The 18,574-nt window shown below is 68.4% G+C and carries 16 protein-coding genes; 9 read left to right on the top strand and 7 right to left on the bottom strand.

Annotation, left to right across the window (positions count from 1 at the left end; genetic code table 11):
• Positions 1–16 precede the first annotated feature (16 nt).
• The 4 genes from uvrB (at position 17) to BLU09_RS11295 (ending at position 6,224) form a co-directional block, all read left to right on the top strand.
• Entirely contained in the window at positions 17–2,131 is a 2,115-nt protein-coding gene (uvrB, locus tag BLU09_RS11310; protein ID WP_090489171.1) for an excinuclease ABC subunit UvrB, read from the top strand.
• A 13-nt stretch (positions 2,132–2,144) separates the two neighbouring features.
• On the top strand, positions 2,145–4,085 hold the full coding sequence (gene uvrC / locus BLU09_RS11305; protein ID WP_090489169.1) for an excinuclease ABC subunit UvrC: 1,941 nt from the start codon (positions 2,145–2,147) through the stop codon (positions 4,083–4,085).
• Between the two features lie 137 nt (positions 4,086–4,222).
• Positions 4,223–4,741, top strand: a complete 519-nt coding sequence (locus BLU09_RS11300) for a DUF507 family protein (protein ID WP_011552704.1) — start codon at positions 4,223–4,225, stop codon at positions 4,739–4,741.
• Between the two features lie 67 nt (positions 4,742–4,808).
• A complete protein-coding gene (locus BLU09_RS11295; RefSeq protein ID WP_090489167.1) occupies positions 4,809–6,224 on the top strand; it encodes a hypothetical protein in 1,416 nt (471 codons plus the stop codon).
• Between the two features lie 181 nt (positions 6,225–6,405).
• Here the strand turns inward: BLU09_RS11295 and BLU09_RS11290 are convergent, their stop codons facing one another.
• From BLU09_RS11290 to BLU09_RS11275, 4 genes are all read right to left on the bottom strand, one after another.
• On the bottom strand, positions 6,406–6,777 hold the full coding sequence (locus BLU09_RS11290; RefSeq protein ID WP_244171625.1) for a hypothetical protein: 372 nt from the start codon (positions 6,775–6,777) through the stop codon (positions 6,406–6,408).
• Positions 6,778–6,923: 146 nt separating this feature from the next.
• Positions 6,924–7,820 (bottom strand): DUF3108 domain-containing protein, encoded by an 897-nt coding sequence (locus BLU09_RS11285; protein ID WP_090489163.1) that lies wholly within the window; start codon positions 7,818–7,820, stop codon positions 6,924–6,926.
• A gap of 17 nt (positions 7,821–7,837) precedes the next feature.
• The gene (locus tag BLU09_RS11280) at positions 7,838–9,526 is read right to left on the bottom strand and encodes a DUF4091 domain-containing protein (RefSeq protein ID WP_090489160.1); all 1,689 of its coding nucleotides are present in this window, start codon (positions 9,524–9,526) and stop codon (positions 7,838–7,840) included.
• 26 nt (positions 9,527–9,552) lie between these two features.
• Entirely contained in the window at positions 9,553–10,356 is an 804-nt protein-coding gene (locus BLU09_RS11275) for a DUF3108 domain-containing protein (RefSeq protein ID WP_090489158.1), read from the bottom strand.
• Between the two features lie 306 nt (positions 10,357–10,662).
• Here BLU09_RS11275 and BLU09_RS11270 point away from each other — a divergent pair, with 306 nt between their 5' ends.
• Positions 10,663–10,884, top strand: a complete 222-nt coding sequence (locus BLU09_RS11270) for a hypothetical protein (protein WP_090489156.1) — start codon at positions 10,663–10,665, stop codon at positions 10,882–10,884.
• Here the strand turns inward: BLU09_RS11270 and BLU09_RS11265 are convergent.
• Together BLU09_RS11265 and BLU09_RS11260 are read right to left on the bottom strand one after the other, a co-directional pair.
• On the bottom strand, positions 10,871–11,554 hold the full coding sequence (locus BLU09_RS11265; protein WP_090489154.1) for a YggS family pyridoxal phosphate-dependent enzyme: 684 nt from the start codon (positions 11,552–11,554) through the stop codon (positions 10,871–10,873). The genes BLU09_RS11270 and BLU09_RS11265 overlap by 14 nt on opposite strands.
• Entirely contained in the window at positions 11,551–12,147 is a 597-nt protein-coding gene (locus BLU09_RS11260) for a Maf family protein (RefSeq protein ID WP_090489151.1), read from the bottom strand. Before BLU09_RS11260 ends, BLU09_RS11265 begins: the two co-directional genes overlap by 4 nt.
• 53 nt (positions 12,148–12,200) lie before the next feature.
• Between BLU09_RS11260 and BLU09_RS11255 the strand changes: the two genes are divergently transcribed.
• A complete protein-coding gene (locus tag BLU09_RS11255) occupies positions 12,201–13,295 on the top strand; it encodes a GGDEF domain-containing protein (RefSeq protein ID WP_090489150.1) in 1,095 nt (364 codons plus the stop codon).
• Between the two features lie 105 nt (positions 13,296–13,400).
• On the opposite strand, the gene BLU09_RS11250 is transcribed toward BLU09_RS11255, so the two are convergent.
• Positions 13,401–14,966 (bottom strand): peptidylprolyl isomerase, encoded by a 1,566-nt coding sequence (locus BLU09_RS11250; RefSeq protein ID WP_186817708.1) that lies wholly within the window; start codon positions 14,964–14,966, stop codon positions 13,401–13,403.
• A 211-nt stretch (positions 14,967–15,177) separates the two neighbouring features.
• On the opposite strand from BLU09_RS11250, the gene mreC reads away from it, so the two are divergent.
• The 3 genes from mreC to mrdA are packed head-to-tail and all read left to right on the top strand — an operon-like array spanning position 15,178 to position 18,571.
• Positions 15,178–16,038, top strand: coding sequence for a rod shape-determining protein MreC (gene mreC, locus BLU09_RS11245; RefSeq protein ID WP_011552715.1), 861 nt, complete (start codon positions 15,178–15,180; stop codon positions 16,036–16,038).
• On the top strand, positions 16,035–16,535 hold the full coding sequence (locus BLU09_RS11240) for a hypothetical protein (protein WP_090489146.1): 501 nt from the start codon (positions 16,035–16,037) through the stop codon (positions 16,533–16,535). The genes mreC and BLU09_RS11240 overlap by 4 nt, the downstream gene beginning before the upstream one ends.
• Positions 16,532–18,571, top strand: coding sequence for a penicillin-binding protein 2 (mrdA, locus tag BLU09_RS11235; protein WP_090489144.1), 2,040 nt, complete (start codon positions 16,532–16,534; stop codon positions 18,569–18,571). The genes BLU09_RS11240 and mrdA overlap by 4 nt, the downstream gene beginning before the upstream one ends.
• Positions 18,572–18,574 lie beyond the last annotated feature (3 nt).

Below are 18,574 nucleotides of genomic sequence, written 5' to 3'. Positions count from 1 at the left end.
GTTAAGTCTCGCGGGTATGTCGGACTTTCAGCTCGTCAGCGAACACCGTCCCGGAGGCGACCAGCCGAGGGCCATTGGCGAACTCACGCAGGGCGTCCTGCGGGGGGACCGCTACCAAACGCTCCTGGGCGTCACCGGGTCAGGCAAGACGTTCACGATGGCGAACGTCATCGCCAACGTGCAGCGGCCCACGCTGGTGATGGCCCATAACAAGACGCTGGCCGCGCAGCTCTACGGCGAATTCAAGGCGCTCTTCCCGCACAACGCCGTCGAGTACTTCGTCTCGTACTACGACTACTACCAGCCCGAGGCCTACGTTCCGTCGACGGACACCTTCATCGAGAAGGACTCGTCCATCAACGACAACATCGAACGGATGCGCCACTCGGCCACCCACTCCCTGCGCACGCGGGACGACGTCATCATCGTCGCCAGCGTGTCCTGCATCTACGGCCTGGGCGCGGCCCGCAGCTACGTGGACCTGGCGGTGCGCGCGGCGGTGAGCGAGGAGATGGGCCGCGACACCTTCATGCGCAAGCTGGTGGAGGCCCAGTACAAGCGCAACGACCTGGACTTCCACCGCGGCACCTTCCGCGCGCGCGGCGACACCGTCGAGGTGTTCCCCGCGTACGAGGAGGAGCGGGCCGTGCGCGTCAGCTTCTTCGGCGATGAGGTGGAGCGCGTCACCGAGTTCGACCCGCTGCGCGGCGTGACGCTGGGCGCGCTGGAGAAGATCGTCATCTTCCCCGCCAGCCACTACGTGGCCGAGGAGGACGTGCGCCGACGCGCGATTCAGACCATCCGCGACGAGCTGTCCGAACAGCTGCAGACCTTCAAGCGCGAGGGCAAGCTGCTGGAGGCGCAGCGGCTGGAGCAGCGCGCCATGTTCGACCTGGAGATGATTGAGCAGGTTGGCTACTGCAGCGGCATCGAGAACTACTCCCGGCACTTCTCCGGCCGCGCGGCGGGAGAGCCGCCGCCGTGTCTCATCGACTACTTCCCGCGCAACCTGCTGGTGATGCTCGACGAGAGCCACCAGACGGTGCCGCAGATTGGCGCCATGTACCGCGGCGACCGCGCGCGCAAGGAGACGCTGGTGGGCTTCGGCTTCCGCCTGCCCAGCGCGCTGGACAACCGCCCGCTCAAGTTCGGTGAGTTCGAGGAGCTGGTACCCCAGGCCATCTTCGTCTCCGCGACGCCGGCGGAGTACGAGCTGCAGAAGTCACAGGGCGTGGTGGTGGAGCAGATCATCCGCCCCACGGGCCTGACCGACCCGGAGGTGGAGATTCGCCCCGTGGGCAATCAGGTGGACGACCTGCTGGAGGAGGTGCGTCAGCGCGTGTCCCGCAGCGAGCGCGTCCTGGTGACGACGCTCACGAAGCGCATGGCGGAAGACCTCACGGAGTACTTCTCCGACGTAGGCGTGCGCGTGCGCTACCTGCACTCGGACATCGACGCGATTGAGCGCATGGCCATCATCCGTGACTTGCGCAAGGGCGAGTTCGACGTCCTGGTGGGCATCAACCTGCTGCGCGAGGGCCTGGACATCCCCGAGGTGTCCCTGGTGGCCATCCTGGACGCGGACAAGGAAGGCTTCCTGCGCAGCCACGTCTCCCTCATCCAGACGATTGGCCGCGCGGCCCGTAACGTGAACGGCCGCGTCATCATGTACGCGGACAACGTCACCGACTCCATGAAGAAGGCCCTGGAGGAGACGACGCGCCGCCGCGACATCCAGCGCGCGTACAACGAGGCGAACGGCATCACCCCGCGTTCGGTGAAGAGCAACATCACCGACCTGTCCGAGCACGCGGCCTACGAGGCGGGTGACGTGGGCGCCCTGCCGATGGCGGCCGAAGGCGAGGACGACGTCCTCCAGCCGAAGGAAATCAAGCGGCTCATCGAGGAATTCACCAAGGACATGCTCGCCGCCGCGGACGAGATGCAGTTCGAGAAGGCGGCCGAGTACCGGGACCGCGTGCAGCTCTTGAAGGACATGGACCTGGGGCTCAAGCCGGCGTCGCGCTCGCTGCTGCGGGCCCCGGCGAAGGCGGCGGAAGCGGAGGCCCCGAAGAAGGGCAAGGGGCGCGGGGGCGGAGGACGCTCCGCGCGGGCCCGGAGCCGCAAGTAGGCGGGGGGCTGGCATGGACGCGAAGCTCCTGGAGAAGCTGGACGCACTGCCCACCGAGCCTGGCGTGTACCTGATGAAGGACCGCCGGGGTCAGGTCATCTACGTCGGCAAGGCCATCAACCTGCGCAGCAGGGTGCGCTCGTACTTCAACCGCACCGGCGACACGCGCGTCTTCGTGTCCTTGTTGGACCAGTTGCTGGGCGATTTGGAGACAGTGCTCGTCAGCAACGAGAAGGAAGCGCTGCTGCTCGAAAACGAGCTCATCAAGAAGCACCGGCCGCGCTTCAACGTCCTGCTCAAGGACGACAAGCAGTTCATCTCCCTGCGCCTGGACCGCACGCAGCCCTATCCGCGCCTGGAAGTGGTGCGCAAATACGAGCGCGACGGCGCGCGCTACTTCGGGCCGTACTCCAGCGCGGGGGCCATTCGCGAGACGCTGCGGGTGGTCAACCGCTTCTTCCGCCTGCGCACGTGCACCGACCACGTGCTGGCCAACCGCAAGCGGCCCTGCTTGTTGCACCAGATTGGCCGTTGCCCGGCCCCGTGCGTGTACCCGGTGCCCCAGGAGGACTACCACCGCAGCGTGGATGAGGTGGTGATGTTCCTGGAGGGCAAGGCGGGGGAGCTGGTGGAGGGCCTGCGCCTGCGCATGAAGCGCGCCGCGCAGGAGCTGAAGTTCGAGGAGGCCGCGCGGATACGAGACCAGCTCAGCGCCATCGAGCGGAGCCTGGAGCGGCAGAAGGTCGCCACCACCGACTTCAAGGACCAGGACGTCTTCGCCTTCCACCGGGAAGGGGACCGCATCCTGTTCTACGTCCTGTGGGTGCGGCAGGGCCGGCTCAACGGTGGGCAGGCCTTCCCCTTCGGCAGCCAGGAGTTCCCCGACGAGGAGCTGATCGCCTCGTTCGTCAACCTCTACTACGACCAGGGCAGCTTCGTGCCGGAGGAGGTGCTGCTGCCGCTGGAGCTGGAGGACGGCACCGGGGGGCTCGAGGCGCTCCTCACGGAGCGCAAGGGCGAGCGCGTGCGCGTCCTGGTGCCCAAGCGCGGGGAGAAGCTGGACCTGGTGAAGATGGCGGCGAAGAACGCCGAACAGGCCTTCGTGGAGCGCCGGCGGACGAAGGACGAAACGGACACCGTGCTGTCCCGGCTCCAGCAGCGGCTGGGGCTGCGCAACTTCCCGCGCCGGATGGAGTGCTTCGACATCTCGCACTTCCAGGGTTCGGCCATTGTCGCGTCGCAGGTGGCGGTGACGGACGGGGACACGGACAAGTCGCGCTACCGGAAGTACAAGATCAAGACGCTGGAGAAGCAGGACGACTTCGCCAGCATGTACGAGGTCATCTCCCGCCGCCTGAAGAAGGGCCTGGAGGACAATGACCTGCCGGACCTGCTCGTCATCGACGGAGGCAAGGGGCAACTGGCCAGCGCGCACGCGGCGATGAAGGACGTGGGCGTGGATTCGGTGGACGTGGTGGGTCTGGCCAAGAGCCGCGACCTGGAGGTGTTCGACCGCGACGCGGAGAGCGCCCGGAGCCCCGAGCGCATCTTCGTGGTGGGGCGCAAGGACCCCATCGTCCTGTCCCAGAACTCGGCGGAGATGTTCATGCTCACGCGAATGCGGGACGAGGCCCACCGCTTCGCCATCACCTTCCAGAAGCAGGTGCTGCGCAAGAGCCGGGTGCGTTCGGCGCTGGAGGACATCCCTGGCGTGGGGGAGACGCGGCGCAAGCAACTGCTTCGGCACTTCGGTTCGCTCAAGCGGGTGGGGGACGCCTCCATCGAAGAGCTCGCGGAAGTCGTCGGACCGGCCATGGCGGAACGCGTCCATGCGGGCCTCCACGGACATCCAGAAGAGGATGCGGAAGATCCCGTACGGGAGGCTTCCCTTGACGACGCGCACGAACCCGTCGGCGAAAAAACGCAGGGAGGGTCGCCACCCGGGGCAGCGTGATTAATTTCCGCTGCAGACCTGGTGGGAAGTGCGCTGGAAGCGCGACGTTCCTGGGGTTTTTCATTGCGACTGGGCTCGGCGCTGAACTATAGCGGTTGACGATTCCGAGCACGTTTCACAGAGGGCGAGGGACCGACATGAGGCTGTATCCGAAGGTGATCCCGATCATCTCGCGCGAGGCCGTTCAGCAGCTCATGCAGGACGGGGACATCGAGGTGGAGCCGATGCGCGTGGCCGACGCCGAGATGGACCTGTCAGCCATCATGCGTGAGTACCTTGCGAACGAGGAGCGTGTGAACCAGGCGACGCGTGAAGCGCTGGAGCGTCGCGGCTACGACTATTCCAAGTTCAACCAGGTGAAGCGCGAGATGGCGGACGTCCGCGGCTTCAAGATGGGCGACGAGGGCATCGAGTACGTCATCAACCAGATGATTGAATTCCTGCTCATCAGCCGGAACGTCGAAGAGGTGTACTCGGCGGATAACGGGCTGCGTCAGAAGATTTTCGCCGTCATGAAGCGTCACCTCGACGTGGACGACGAAATCGACAAGGAGGCCCGCTCCCGCCTGAAGCACCTGCAGGAGGGGACCAGCGCCTTCGACATCGAGTACAACAAGACGGTCGAGCAGATCCGCAGGGCGCGCGGCCTCATCTAGTTCGCAGGGGTGGGGCATGCCGTTCCCCGCTCCGCTGCCTACCTTGTAAACCAAGGAGGCAGCGTCGATGGCGGGACCCTTCACCACGTTCGTTCTGTCCGGCTTGTTGGCCGCGGCGCCAGGCGGGTTCACGTTCGAGGGCCGCGAGGCCAGCGCGAGGACCGAGCAGCCAGACGGCTTCTTCATCCAAGGCTCACTTCCCTTCACGGACCTTGCTGAAAGCGGCACGGGGAGCGCGTCGCTGACGGTGGAGGACCGCGTGTCCCTTCCGGGCGCCACCTTTGGGGATAAAGGGACGCTGGAAGCGTCCTTCCGCCTGGGGGCCACGGAGTACCGGGTCGAGCTGATGCGGCCGGGTTTCCCGCCGGAGCAGGGGCAGGGGGGCTCGGGTCCGCCGCTTCGCCCGCCTCAACATGCCATTGGCGGCGGCGTGTTGCTGGACGTCCCGCTCTATGGGGACAGTGGCCTGGGCTGGACGGCGATGACGCGTACCCATGCCGCGGTGGCTGTCTGGGGGGTGGGCAGCGTCTGGCGCAACGGACAGCTTCTGACGGACACGGCCTTCGTGCACGCGGCGGCGCTGGCCGCTGGCGCGTACGCGGATGACGACACCCACCGGCTGCTGCGGCAGGCTCGCTACGACGACACGGAGCTCGTGGTGCTGGTGTGGAACCTCCCGCCGCGGCTCGAGCCGCGCGGCTTCATCCAGTTCGTGTTCGAGGACGTAGCCATCGACGTGGGCGGCACGGCGGTGAGTTCGCGGCCCTTCGTGGAGAACACGGGCAATCCGCCGCTGAGCTGGCGCTCGCTGACGCCGGTACCGCCCTCCGCCGTGGTAGGGGCGCCTGTTACCGCGTCGCCTCCGCCCGCGCCTTCGGCCATCGGGGGCAGTGGGACGGCTGGGGCGCTTCAGGAGACAGGGGCCGTGACTCGGGTGACGGTGCCGGCGACGGCTCCAGGGCGCCTGGCGACTTCGCCCATGCAGGCCACGACGGTGCCAGGGGTGCCGGTGACGCCTGAGGTCATCAGTGGAGGCTTTCCCGTGCCGACGGTGACGAACACGCCCGTGACATACTCGGGACAGCTTCCGGTGACGCCGTTGGATGGGACCACCGTGGTGGCGGGGACGCCCGGCAGAGGCACGATGGGGGCGTTCGCGACGCCGCCCACCGCGTCCACCTTCGGTTCGTTCACGGTGCAGCCGCTGGCGCCGGGCTCGTTCGATGCGTTTGTCGGCACGGGGCAATCCAGCGCGGGAATCATCGCCACCGAGCCTCCGCTCAACTCGAATCCTGCCACGCCGCCGCCGGGGTTGCTGAGCACGCCGGCGCCGCTGAATGCTGGGACTCCGGCGCCGTTGTTGGGGACACCCGCGCCGCTCAATGCCGCGCCAGCGCTCCCGCTGCCCGCGACGCCTTCTCCCGTGCTGGGGCCCGCGACGACGGCTCCTGCTCCCGCCGCGCCTGCTGCGTCGGGTCCTTGAGTGGAGGTTCGTCACGACAAGGCTACCGGGATGACGGGGAGCGGTAGCGCATTGGCGCGGGCCGTAGCCTGTTCTCGGCCTGTGACGGGCGCTGTCGAGGCAGTACATCGGCGTTCGCGGCCGTGCGCTGGCACTGCCTGTTGCTGGGGCCCGCGTAAGAACGAGGCTTCACAGCCGCGTGTCAGCGGCTGCGCACCGGCACATGTGCCTGCCGATTCATGCTCGCGGCCTGGGACAGGCGCTTGCGCAGCCGCACGACGGCGTCGTGGAGTGAATCCAACTGCTGAAGGACGCGCAGGTCATCACCCGATTCCACCAGCGCGGCCGGTGTCACCGCTTCCGTGCGAAGCGTGTCGAGCAGGTCCGTGAAATGGGCCTCCACCTCGCCGAGCGCGTCCAGTCCCTCTCGGAGGTCATCCTCCAGCAGGTCCACGAGCACAGCCGCGTCAGCGCGCGCAGGCAGTGAGCGGGCGAGCTGTTCCACCGCCACCCGGACCGGGTCTGCACGGCGCGACGGCGTAGGGGCGACGAGGGTCAGGGCCGGAGGAGCCATGGCCTCGACGCTACAGGCAGGTAGCACTCCGTCAATTTTCCAGTCAGGGCCGAAGCCCGGCGCACCGAGGCGCCCCGGCCCTCAGCGCGAATCCGCCAGCCCAACGCCCATGTCGTGGAGTCGCAACGAAGGGGGGCGTCAGCTGCTCACCACTTCATCGTTTCCTGTCCTTCGCTCTTTTGCGGCTTCTCACCCGGACGCGACACGGAGGTGAGGGTGGCGCGCACGGCGCCCAGGTCGATGGTGCCCACGGCGGCCAGCGGCAGGCGGCGCGCGTCGTCTGAAATCCAGACGTGGACTTCACGCTTCTGCTTGGGCCGGTCCAGTCGCACGGCGGTGCCCGTCACGTGCCAGGCGTTGAATTGGCCCAGTGGCGTCGTCACCTGTTCGCGCTTCACCACCGCGCCCTGCATGCGCCACATGCGGCGCACGCCGTAGACGTCGAAGCACACCTGGAGGTCGTCCTTGAGCGGCAGCTGGCGCAGCAGGTAGATGGCCCCGGCCACATCCAGGCCGTCCTTGTCGAAGGTGTAGTTGAACTGCCCCTTGGGACGCTGGCCGAACTGGTAGTCGACCTTGACGGTGCGCTCCTTCTGGCCGAACGCGACGTTCACCTTGCGGCGCTGTTCGTTCTCCATGGTGTCTTCGACGTAGCGATTGGGGCGCAGCGTGCGAGGGTGGAGGTACGCGGTGGCGCTGCCGCGCACGCGCCGCACCTTGGAGAAGAAGGTGTTGGTCTGCGCCTCCACCTGGATGGGGAGCTGCCCATCCTTCTGCTTGTGGACGCGCATCGTCATGGTGCCCGCCTGCGCGCCCATGGCGTCGAGGTCGAACTCGAGCACCTCACCCGGCATGAACGCCATGGGCGTGCGCAGTGCCGGCAGCGCGGAGGTGCACGGCGCCACGGTGAGGGGCGCCTCGGGCTCCTCGGCCTTGGCGCTCTCAGCCTCCGGCGCGTCCGCCTCCGCGTCCGGCAACTGGGCCCAGGCGCTGACGCTGGACAGTGACAACAGGGCCGCGAAGAGGGTGCGCAGGGGGCTCATCCTTTTCCTTCCAGAGACTACGGGGTGCTCTGCGGCGTCTGACGGTCCGGGCGCTTCGCATATTCGGACTCCGCCCAGCGCTTCCGGAGCCGGGTGGTGACTTCCTCGCGGACCGCCTCCCATTCTCCCGCATCCGCGTTGATGTCCCAACCGGTGCGCGCCAACTTGCGCGCGGCCGTCCGGGCGAAGGCCGCGTCACCCAGCTCAGCGAGCAACCGGAGGTACTCATAGTCCTCCAGTCCGTCCCGAATGTGCTTCAGCCGCAGCGTGAGGATGGGCTGGTGGCCAGAAGGACCCACCCTGACGGGTGTCCCCGGATAGAAGAGGGTGCCGTCGCCGTTGCCGCCGAACTCGAAGACGTCCTTCCAGGGGTCCTTCTTCGTGTTGTAGGCGAAGACGGTGTCGAAATAGAGCTCGCCGTCCACGCCGGAGGAGAAGGCGAGCACGCCCATGGCCCGGTTGAGCGGGGCGGGGTGGTCCACCATGTACGAAGCCCAGCCGCTGTAGGCCGCGTCCACCGCCTTGTCCGCCGGGGGGCCGCCGTTGCAGCCGTGCGAATTGCAGCTCTGGTACCACCACACCCGGGTGTCACCTGCCAGCCGTTTGCGCAGCGCGCGCGGCTCCACCACGCTGCGGCACGTCTGAGGCCCGGGGCGCGGGTAGAAGCAGTTGAGCGTGGGCGTGAGGATGTCCGCCGAGCCATTCAGCGCGTCATCCAGCGGGCTGGTGACGAGCACGGGAATCGCGCCCGCCGCGCGCACCCGCTTGGACTGGGCCTTCACCAGCGGCACGTCCTCGGGCTTGGGTTCGTCCTTGGCGTAGAAGAAGAGCTGCGCGGGCCAGCCCTTCTCGCGGAAGTGCTCGGCGAAGGCGCGGTAGTACGCCGTCTTCTCCGCGTCCGTCTTCGCCTGCTTGCTGTCACGCACGTCGGTGCTGGTGAAGCGGGCGCCGGAGGGCAGCAGGCTGCCGTCCAGGAAGGGCGCCATCTCCGCGTCGTACTCGCGCCAGTCCAGCACCGCGCGGCCCTTTTCGAAGCGCACGGGAGGCGGCGTCATGCTCATGCCGTGGGCACTCACCCGGTGCTCCAGGAGCGCGCGTCCGTAGTCACGCAACAGCTTGCGCGCCTCCGCCGACTCCGGCGCCACGCCGTGGCCCCGGGCGATGCTGTACATCGACACCCCGAAGCTGTTGGGCAGCGAGGACGTGGCGGGCAGGGCGAAGGGTTGCACCTCGGCGGTGAACGGCACTGGCCGGAACTTCGCGTCACCCGCCTTCACCCGCAGCTGTCCCCGGTACGTCCCCGGCTCCTGCTTCTCCGGGGCGCACACCTCCACGTAGAAGACGGTGGGCAGCTTCGAGTCATGTCCCGGCGCATCCACCGGAACCAGCGCGTCAGGCCACGGGCCCTTGTGGCCCTGGCCGTTGGACGGCGTCTTCACGTCGATGAAGGCCTCGCGCCAGACGCTGACCTTCAGCGCCGCGCCCGGGCCCTTCAACGTCAGCGGCTCCACGGTGGGACGCTCCACCCGGCCGGGAAGCGCCACCTGCACGGCCTCACACTCACCGCGCGCGAGGCTGAGGCGCGCCTCCTTGCGTCCCTTCACTGCTTCGCCCGGCCGGACCTTGACCAGGGGCGACACCACCTGAGGCTCCTGCGTGGCGGACATCGCCGCCGCCACCACCGCCCACGCCCATCCTGCACCCATCCGCCCCCTTCACTCTCCGGCGGGTGCTACCCGCCATTCTCGGCGCGGGCCACCGTCATGCTCCGGCCCGGCTTGTAGTCCGTTATCTCCGCGACGATGGTGCCCAGCGCGAACTCCGCCTCCACCCGCACCGGTACGTGGCTGGAGTCCGTGGTGAAGTAGACGAACATGTCCCGCTTCGAGGCGAGGTTGCCGCCGAACTCCGTCTTCACGCTGAGCTTGAAGACCTCTTTGTCGCCCAGCGCCGTGCCCAGGACTTCACGCCCTTCCACCTTCGCGCGAAGGGTGAACTGCTTGCTTCCGGTGAAGACGGGATAGGCATACTCCTGCCCCACGACCAGCTCCCGGTTGCGCAACGCGAACGTCGCACCGGTGACATCCAGCGTGCCCTCCGTCACCTCGCGGGTGGACTCGCGCGGAGACTCGCCTTCCTTCTGCTTCACCACGAAGGCCGTCTTGCCATCCGGCTCCATCTTGATGCGCTGCCGGCGACGTGAGCCGTTCTCATCCGCGTGCAAGTCACTGCCCACCACGCGCTGGCTCTCCGGCTGCCAGTAGGACACGAACTTGTCCTTGATGGGCCACACGCCCAGCATGTCGTTGGAGCGCGCCACCGCGACGATGGGCCACACGTCCTGGCCCCACTGCTTCATGTGGGCACCCACCGTCACCTGCGCGGTTCCCGCGGTGATGCCCAGGTACCTGACGCGGTAGGAGCTCTGCTCCCCAGGGCCGAACGCCGGGTTCACGGACTCCTGAGCCATGGCCGTCGACGACCAGACCAGCCCCGCGAGCGCCGCCGCGAACCCCCACTTGGACTGCGTTTGCATCGGGTGAGCTCCCTCGCTTGGAAATTAGGTAGCCGGGCCGCACCGCGCCAGACCCGGCTTGGAACCATTCCCGCCACCGCCCATTTCCACTGACGCGGTTGTTGACCAGCTATTCAATGGATGGCCGCTCACTTCACGGGGAGGCACACTTTCCCACGTCACGCTCCCGCACGCCTCTTCCCGGCCGGGGCCTGTTCGCCCGGCAGGCGGCGGTGCCGCGCAGCGGCGTGTCCACTCGACGACACCGCTGGTAGCCTCCGCGCGGGGCAGCCCGCGGTGTCGGGCGCCATCCCGCAGGAGGGGCACATGTCTGGTGGTGGCGGTTCGTTCGACTTCGACGATGACGAGAAGGAATCCGCGCGCGGAGGTGGCAAGGCGCACAAGGACTTCGACTGTCCTTCGTGCAACGCCAACAACCCCGTGGATGATGCGCTCGCCCAGGGGGACGAGGTGCGCTGCAACTACTGCGGCTCCGAGTTCAAGGTCAGCGTGAACTCGGAGGGGCGGGTGAAGTTCAAGGAGATTTGAGCGCGCGCTCACCGAAGATGGCGGTGCCCACCCGGACGACGGTGGCGCCTTCTTCAATGGCCCACTCGAAGTCATGGGTGGTGCCCATGGACAGACCCGGCAGCCCGTGCACACGGGCCAGCTCGCGCAGGGCCTGGAAGTCCGCGCGGGCCCGGGCCTCTTCCTCCGTGGGGGGCGGCAGCGCCATCAGCCCCACCGCCTGGAGGCCAGGCAGGGCGCGGACCTCATCCAGGAAGACGCCGAGCGCGTCGGGCGCCAGGCCGCTCTTGGTGGCCTCGCCGCCCACGTTGACCTCGACATAGACGGGCAGGGGTGGGGCGCCCTCGCGGCGCTTCGACAGCTCGCGGGCGACCTCCAGCCGGTCCAGGGCGTGGAAGGCCCCCGCCGCCCGCGCCACGTATTTCACCTTGTTCGTCTGGAGCGCCCCAATGGCATGCCAGCGCAGGCCCTCCAGGCCCTCCAGCTCCGCGGCCTTGTCCCGCAGTTCCTGCGCGTAGTTCTCCCCGAAGTCGCGCTGACCGGCGGCATAGGCCTCGCGGATGAGGTCCGCGGGCTTCAGCTTGGACACCGCCACCAGCGTTACCGACTCCACCGGCCGCCCCGCCCGGGCACAGGCCGCCGCCACCCGCTCCCGCACCGACGCCAGCCGCTCCGCGACGCTTCCGCTCATGAGGCCCTCCAGGGCAAGGGGAGGCCGGCCCGCTCCAGCAGGGCGACTGTCTCGCCCAGCGGCAGGCCCACGACGTTGGACGTGCTGCCGTCCACGCCCGCCACCAGGAAACCGCCCTTGCCCTGGATGGCGTAAGCCCCCGCCTTGTCCAGGGGCTCGCCGCTGTTCGCGTACCAGGACATCTCCCCGGGGCTCAGTGACCGGAAGGTGACGCGGGTGCGGACCACCAGCGTCTCCTCATGCCGGCCGGCCAGGGCCACGCCGGTGTAGACGTCATGCGTCCGCCCGGACAGGCGCGTGAGCATGGCCTGGGCTTCCTCGGCGTCCCGGGGCTTGCCCAGCAGCTCGGCGCCCAGGGCGACGGTGGTGTCGGCGGCCAGCACCCAGGCGCCCGGGTGGCGGGATGCCACCACGCGGGCCTTCTCCCGGGCGAGCCGACCGACATAGGCCTCCGCCGCCTCTCCGGCGTGGGGCGTTTCGTCGATGTCCGCCGCGGAAACGGTGAAACGGATGTCCAGCTGTGCCAGAAGTTCCCTGCGTCGCGGCGACGCCGAGGCCAGGACGAGCAACGTTTGATCTGCGTTCATGTGCATGTTACGGCTCGGCCCGGCCTTACCAGACTTGTGCCCCGGAGTGGACTCTACGGATGAATCCCGCGGACCTCCTGTCGGCCATGAAGCGGACAGTGGAGCAGTTGGCCGCCTTCAACGAGATGGCCAAGGCGCTGACGTCCACGCTTGAGCTCCGCGAGGTGCTGGCGCTGGTGATGCAGAAGGTCAGCAGCCTGCTGCTGCCTCGCAACTGGTCGCTCATCCTCCAGGACGAGCGCACCGGAAAGCTCTACTTCGAAATCGCGGTGGGTGACGGCGCGGACGTGCTCAAGGGCCTCCAGCTCAACCCGGGCGAGGGCATTGCCGGCGCCGTCTTCACGTCCGGCGCGGCGCGGCTCGTCCATGACGTGGGCGGGGACCCCAGCTTCTCGCCACGCTTCGATGAAGCCTCCGCCTTCCACACCCGCTCCATCCTCGCGGTGCCGCTGCTGGCCCGGGGCCGGGTCCTGGGCATCATCGAACTGGTGAACGGGCCCATGGACCCACCCTTCACCAACGAGGACCTCACCATCCTCACCGCCATCGCGGACTACGCGGCCATCGCGATTGAGAACGCGCGCAACTTCCGGCGGGTGCAGGAGTTGACGATTACGGACGAGCACACCGGCTGCTACAACGCCCGGCACCTGCGCGCCTTGTTGGATCAGGAGGTGAAGCGTTCGGAGCGCTTCAGCCACCCGCTGTCGCTCGTCTTCCTGGACCTGGACCACTTCAAGAGCATCAACGACACCCACGGGCACCTGGTGGGCAGCGCCACGTTGAAGGAAGTGGGGGACCTGCTGATTACCCTGGGCCGGCAGAACCTGGACGCCGTCTTCCGCTACGGCGGCGACGAGTTCGCCATGTTGCTGGTGGAGACGGACCCGGCGGGCGCGGCCGTCATCGGCCAGCGCGTCTGCGAGGCCTTTCGGGGGCGGGGCTTCCTCCTGGAGCAGGGCCTGGACGTGCGCCTCACCGCCAGCGTGGGCGTGGCCACCTACCCGGACCATGCCTCGTCCGCGCTGGACCTCATCCGCGCGGCGGACTTCGCCATGTACGCGGCCAAGGCCCGGGGCCGGGACGCGCTCTGCATCGCCGAGCCCATTGCGCCCAACGGCGGCACAGGCTCCCACGAGTTCCCGGAGCGGTAGCTGGCGCTGCGGCCCTGTTGGCCGCGAAGCCCGCAATGAGAGAGGGCCGGGGAGGGGAGTACCCTCGGCCCGGCCCTCGGAGGCGTCACGGTTGGACGCCGGGACTCACCCGGTGCCCACCACGGAGTCGATGGCGGCGGTGTTCGTCACCACCGAGCCCTGCTCGCGCAGCGCCTTGAGGAAGGACTCCGTCAGCTCAATCTGCTTGGCCTGACGGGCCTGGGTGCGCAGTTCCTCCTTGCGCTTCTCGAAGCCCTCGGCGTCCGGCTTCTGGCGCTCCACCACCTGCGCCACCACGAAGCCCTCACCCATGGGGAACACGCTGTCGAGCGGCTGCGGGGCGCTGACGGCGAAGGCCGCCTTCACCAGTTCGGGCGCGGGGCCCAGGTGCGGCACCGCCTCACCCTCGGCGGTGAAGCTGTCCGTCTCCACGGCCTCCGGGCGCGTCTCCGTCTCGAAGCGCAGCAGCGCGGGCTGCTCCTTCTCCGGCGGGAAGAGCGTCTTCAGGTCCTGGCCCGCCTTGACGGAGGCCAGCGCCTTCTCCGCCTCGGCGCGGGCCAGCTGCTTGGCGCGGTCCTGCTTGTAGAGCGTGGTGGCAATCTCGTCCTGGACGTCCTCGAGCTTCTTGTCCTGGGCGGCCTGCTTCTCATCCACCTTCACCAGGTGCACGCCGAACTTCGTCTCCACCGGCTGCGTCACCTCGCCCTGCTTCAGCGCGAAGGCCGCGTCCGCCAGCGCCGGCTCCCAGCTGCCGCGCTCCACCCAGCCCAGGTCGCCACCGCGCGCCTTGCTGCCCGGGTCCTCGCTGCTGTCGCGCGCGACCTGGGCGAAGTCCTTGCCGCCCTCGATTTCCTTGCGCAGCGCCTGCGCCTTCTCCAGGGCCGCCTTCTTCTGGTCGGCGGTGGCCTCCGGGGACAGCTTCACCAGCACCTGCCGCGCACGGATGCGCTCCGGCTGCTGGTACACGAAGCGGTTGGCCTCGAAGTACTCCTTGATGTCCTTCTCGTGCGCCTTCTTCCACTCGGCCAGCTGCGCCGCGGTGGGGTTGGAGACCTTGTCGGCGTACATGGCCGGCAGGAAGCGCGCGAAGACGACCTTCGCCTGGTTGCCTTCCTTCTCGAAGCGGGCGCGGACCTCGTCGTCCGACACCACCGCGTTGCCGCGCACCACGTCCATCATCTTCTGGGCGGCCAGCTGCCGGCGCAGCTCCGCCTCGAAGTCCTGCGGGGACTTCCGGTAGAAGTCGCGCAGCACCTGCTGGTAGCGCTCGAAGTCGAACTGGCCCTCCTTCTGGAAGTCCGTGTTCTGGTGGATGAGCTTGCGCAGCTCATCGTCGGACGCGGCGATGCCGTGGCGCTCGGCCGCCTGGGCCAGCAGCTCCGTGTTCACCAACCGGTCGAGCACCTGGTTGTGCATGCCGAACTGACGGGCGAGCGACTCAGGCACCGGGCTGCCCTGCGAGCGCAGGAAGCTCATCTGCTGGGCCCAGGCCGCCGCGAAGTCACGCAGCGGGATTTCCTTGCCGTTCACCGAGGCCACCGAACCGGGCGCCGTCGCCCCACCCGTGGCGCCGAAGCCAGAACTGCCCGGGCCGAACTGGAGCGTGAACACCACCGCGATGCCGATGATGAACAGGAGCGAGGCAACCTTCCGGGGATTCAGACCGTCCATTGTCGTCACTTCTGGGGCAAACGCGCCGAGAAAAGCCGTGCGGAAGGACTCGCGACGCGGTGTTGTTGGTAGCCCGGCCGGTGGGTGGTGGACCAGGAACCGCCCCCCATGCAGGCCTTGACTGCCTAGGATAACGCACCGGAAAATGCAAGCGATTTAGAGCCCTTAGCCAGCCCCTGCTCCCCCATTACACCCCCGGAAACTCCTGCCTGTGTGGTCGCTCCTGAAGCGGTACTACCGCCCCCTCATCGTGGGCTTCCTGCTCCTTTCGCCGCTGGTGGCCTTCCTGCTCGGTGGCCGGAAGGGCAGGGAACCCAACTTCGTCGACCGGGCGATCATCGCCGTGGCGTCCCCCGTGCAACAGGGGCTGACGTCCGTCATTGAGGGCGGGGTGGCCGGGGTCCAGAACTACCTGGACCTCCGAGGCGTGCGGCAGGAGAATGACGCATTGCGCTTGGAGAACCTCCAGCTGCGCGCGGCGGTGCAGTCCTTGGGGGAGTCGCGGATGGAGAACGAGCGGCTGCGCAAGCTGCTCAACTACGCGGAGGCCGAGCCTGGGCCGGAAATCCCCGCGCGGGTGGTGGGCGTCAATCCGGTGGCGAAGCTGCTGTCGGTCCGCATCAGCAGTGGTGAGCAGCAGGGTGTGTTTCGCGGCATGTCCGTGGTGACGCCGGATGGAATCGTGGGACAGGTCATCCGGGCGACGGGCGGGTATGCGGATGTGGCGCTGGTGACGGACCCGCAGAGTCGGGTGGCGGTGCGTGTGCAGCGCTCGCGGGCCCGGGGCACGGCGGCGGGTACGGGAGGCGGGCCCCTGAAGTTGGAGAACATGCTGCGCACCGAGGATGTGGAGGACGGTGACCTCATCATCACCGCGGGGACGGACGGCATCTATCCGCCCGGCGTGGTGGTGGGGCGCGTGACGAACCTGGAGAAGAAGGAGCACGGCATGTTCCAGGGCGCGGACATCGTTCCGGCGGTGGATACGAGCAAGCTGGAAGAGGTGTTGGTGGTGGGCAGCCCCTACAGCGCCATGGCGCCGGGCAGCGCCGCGGAGGGCGCGTCGAAATGAAGTTCCTGGTGTCCGTCGCGCTGGCGCTGGCGTTGCTCACGCTGGAATCGGTCCTGGTGAAGCAGGCAGGTCTTGAGCTCGGCCGGATTGACGTCACCGTGGTGTTGGTGGCGTTCCTGGCCCTGCGGGCCTCGCTGCTCGAAGGGACCTTCTCCGCCTTCTCCGTGGGGTATCTGCTCGACCTGATGAGCGGGCAGCCCACCTGGCTCTACACCTTCCTGGCCGTGTTCATCTTCCTGGTGGGAAGGCTGGTGCCGACCTTCGTGGAGGTCCGGGGACCGCTGGCCTTCGCCTTGTTCGCCATGGGCGCGGACGTGGGCCATTCGCTGCTGGCCACCTTCTTCACCTGGCTGACGGTGAAGGAGGACGGTCCGGGCTCGCAGCTGGCGGAGATGCCGCTGCAGGTGGCGCTCACGGGCCTCGCGGCGCTGGCGCTCTACCCGTTGCTGCGGCGCTTCGAGGCGTCTCAGGAGCGGCCCGCGGGGTTGCTGCGGTGACGCCACCCACCTTGGGCAACACGACGCCGGGGCGCGAGCTCAAGCGGCGCTTCCTGTGGCTGGGCCTGGCCATGGTGGCGGGCCTGGGGCTGATTTCCATCCAGCTCTACCGCCTGCAAATCACCCGGGGCGAGGAGTACGCCGCCAAGAGCGTGGCCAACTTCGTCAAGGAAGTGCGGCTGCGCGCCGACCGCGGCGTCATCAAGGACGCGCGCGGCACCATCCTGGTGGACAGCCGTCCGTCCTTCGACGCCTTCATCACCCCGGCCTTCTGCACCGACTGCTACGAGCAGGTCATCCCCCGCCTGGCGGAGCTGCTCCAGTGGGACCCGGACCAGCGCAAGAAGGTGGAGGACATGGTGCGCATGGGGCGGCGCAACGCCCCCTTCCAGCCGGTGCCGGTGCGCGTGGACCTGTCGCGCGACGAGTACGACCGGCTGGCCGCGCGCCGCGACATCCTGGACGGCGTGGAGGTGGCGCCCGTGCCGCACCGGCACTACCGCACCAACTCCGTGCTGTCGCACGTGCTGGGCTACATGAATGAAATCACCCAGGAGGAACTGGAGCGCCTCAATGGCGACGGCGCCCGCTACGCCCTGGGGGACTACATTGGCCGGCGCGGGCTGGAGCGCTACTTCGAGCAGCGCCTGCGCGGTACCGACGGCGTGCGCAAGGAAGTGGTCAACGCGCGCGGGCAGACCATTGAAGAGCTGAACGACAAGCTGGGCGACAACGCCGTGGTGTCGCCGCGTCCGGGCAGCAACCTGGTGCTGTCCATCGACATGCGGTTGCAGGAGGAGGCGGAGCGGGCCTTCCCCGGCGTGACGGGCGCGGTGGTCGCCATCGACGTCAACACGGGCTTCATCCGCGCGCTGGTGTCGCGCCCGGGCTTCGACCCCAACCTGCTCACCGGCCGCGTGACGCCCGCGCAGATGGCGCTCCTGTCGAGAGATCCGCTGGACCCGATGATCAACCGCGTGGCCGCCGAGCACTACAGCCCGGGCTCCACCTTCAAGGTCGTCACCGCCCTGGCCGCGTTCAAGTCCGGCGCCTTCCGCCCGGAGACGGTGGTGAACTGCCCCGGTGGCTACCGACTGGGCGCGCGCACCTGGCGTTGCCACAAGGACGCCGGACACGGGCTCGTGGATGGCTTCACGGCGATGAAGTCGTCCTGCGACACCTGGTACTACAAGGTTGCGGACACCATCGGCCTGGACCCCATTGGAGAGATGGGCAAGGCCCTGGGCCTGGGCAGCCCCACGGGCGTCAACGTGGTGGCGGAGGTCCCAGGCATCATGCCGACCAGCGCCTACCACGACAAGGCGTCGCCCGGCGGCTACACCAAGGGCATGGCGCTCAACAGCTCCATTGGCCAGGGCGACACCAACGTCACGCCGCTCCAACTCGCGCTGGTGTACGCGGCCATCGCTAACGGAGGCACGCTCTACAAGCCGCAGATGGTGAACCGCCTGGAGGACCTGGACGGGCAGACCATCGAGTCGTTCCAGCCGGAGGTGGTGCGCAAGGTGGACCTGTCGCCCGCGCACCTCAAGGCGGTGGTGGACAGCCTGGTGGTGGTGGCGCACGAGCCGGGCGGCACCGCGTACCGCGCGCGCATGAATCACATGCGGGACAAGGACATCCTGGTGGCGTCCAAGACGGGCACCGCGCAGGTGACCCGTCTGGGCGCGGTTCGCTTGAAGACGCACCAGATGAGCTACTTCGAGCGCGACCACGCCTGGTACGCGGGCTTCGCGCCGGCGGACAAGCCGGAGCTGGCCGTCGTCGTGCTCAACGAGCACGGCGGCCACGGCGGTTCGGACGCTGCGCCCACCGCGATGGCGGTGTTCCAGAAGTACTTCGACTTGAAGAAGCTGGACGCCACGGCGCCGCCGCCGCGTCCCAACCAGCCCTACACGCCGTCCTCCGTGACGCGCGCGCCCTCAGCCGATGAGGCGGCGCTGACGCGAAGGGTACGGCCACCGGCCCGGCTTCCGGGCGATGAAGAGGACCGCACGCGTGCAACTGCGGATTGAGCG

Origin of the sequence: Myxococcus virescens (assembly GCF_900101905.1) — a bacterium.
GTDB classification, from domain to species: Bacteria; Myxococcota; Myxococcia; order Myxococcales; family Myxococcaceae; genus Myxococcus; species Myxococcus virescens.
This window is presented reverse-complemented; position numbering and strand designations above follow the sequence as displayed.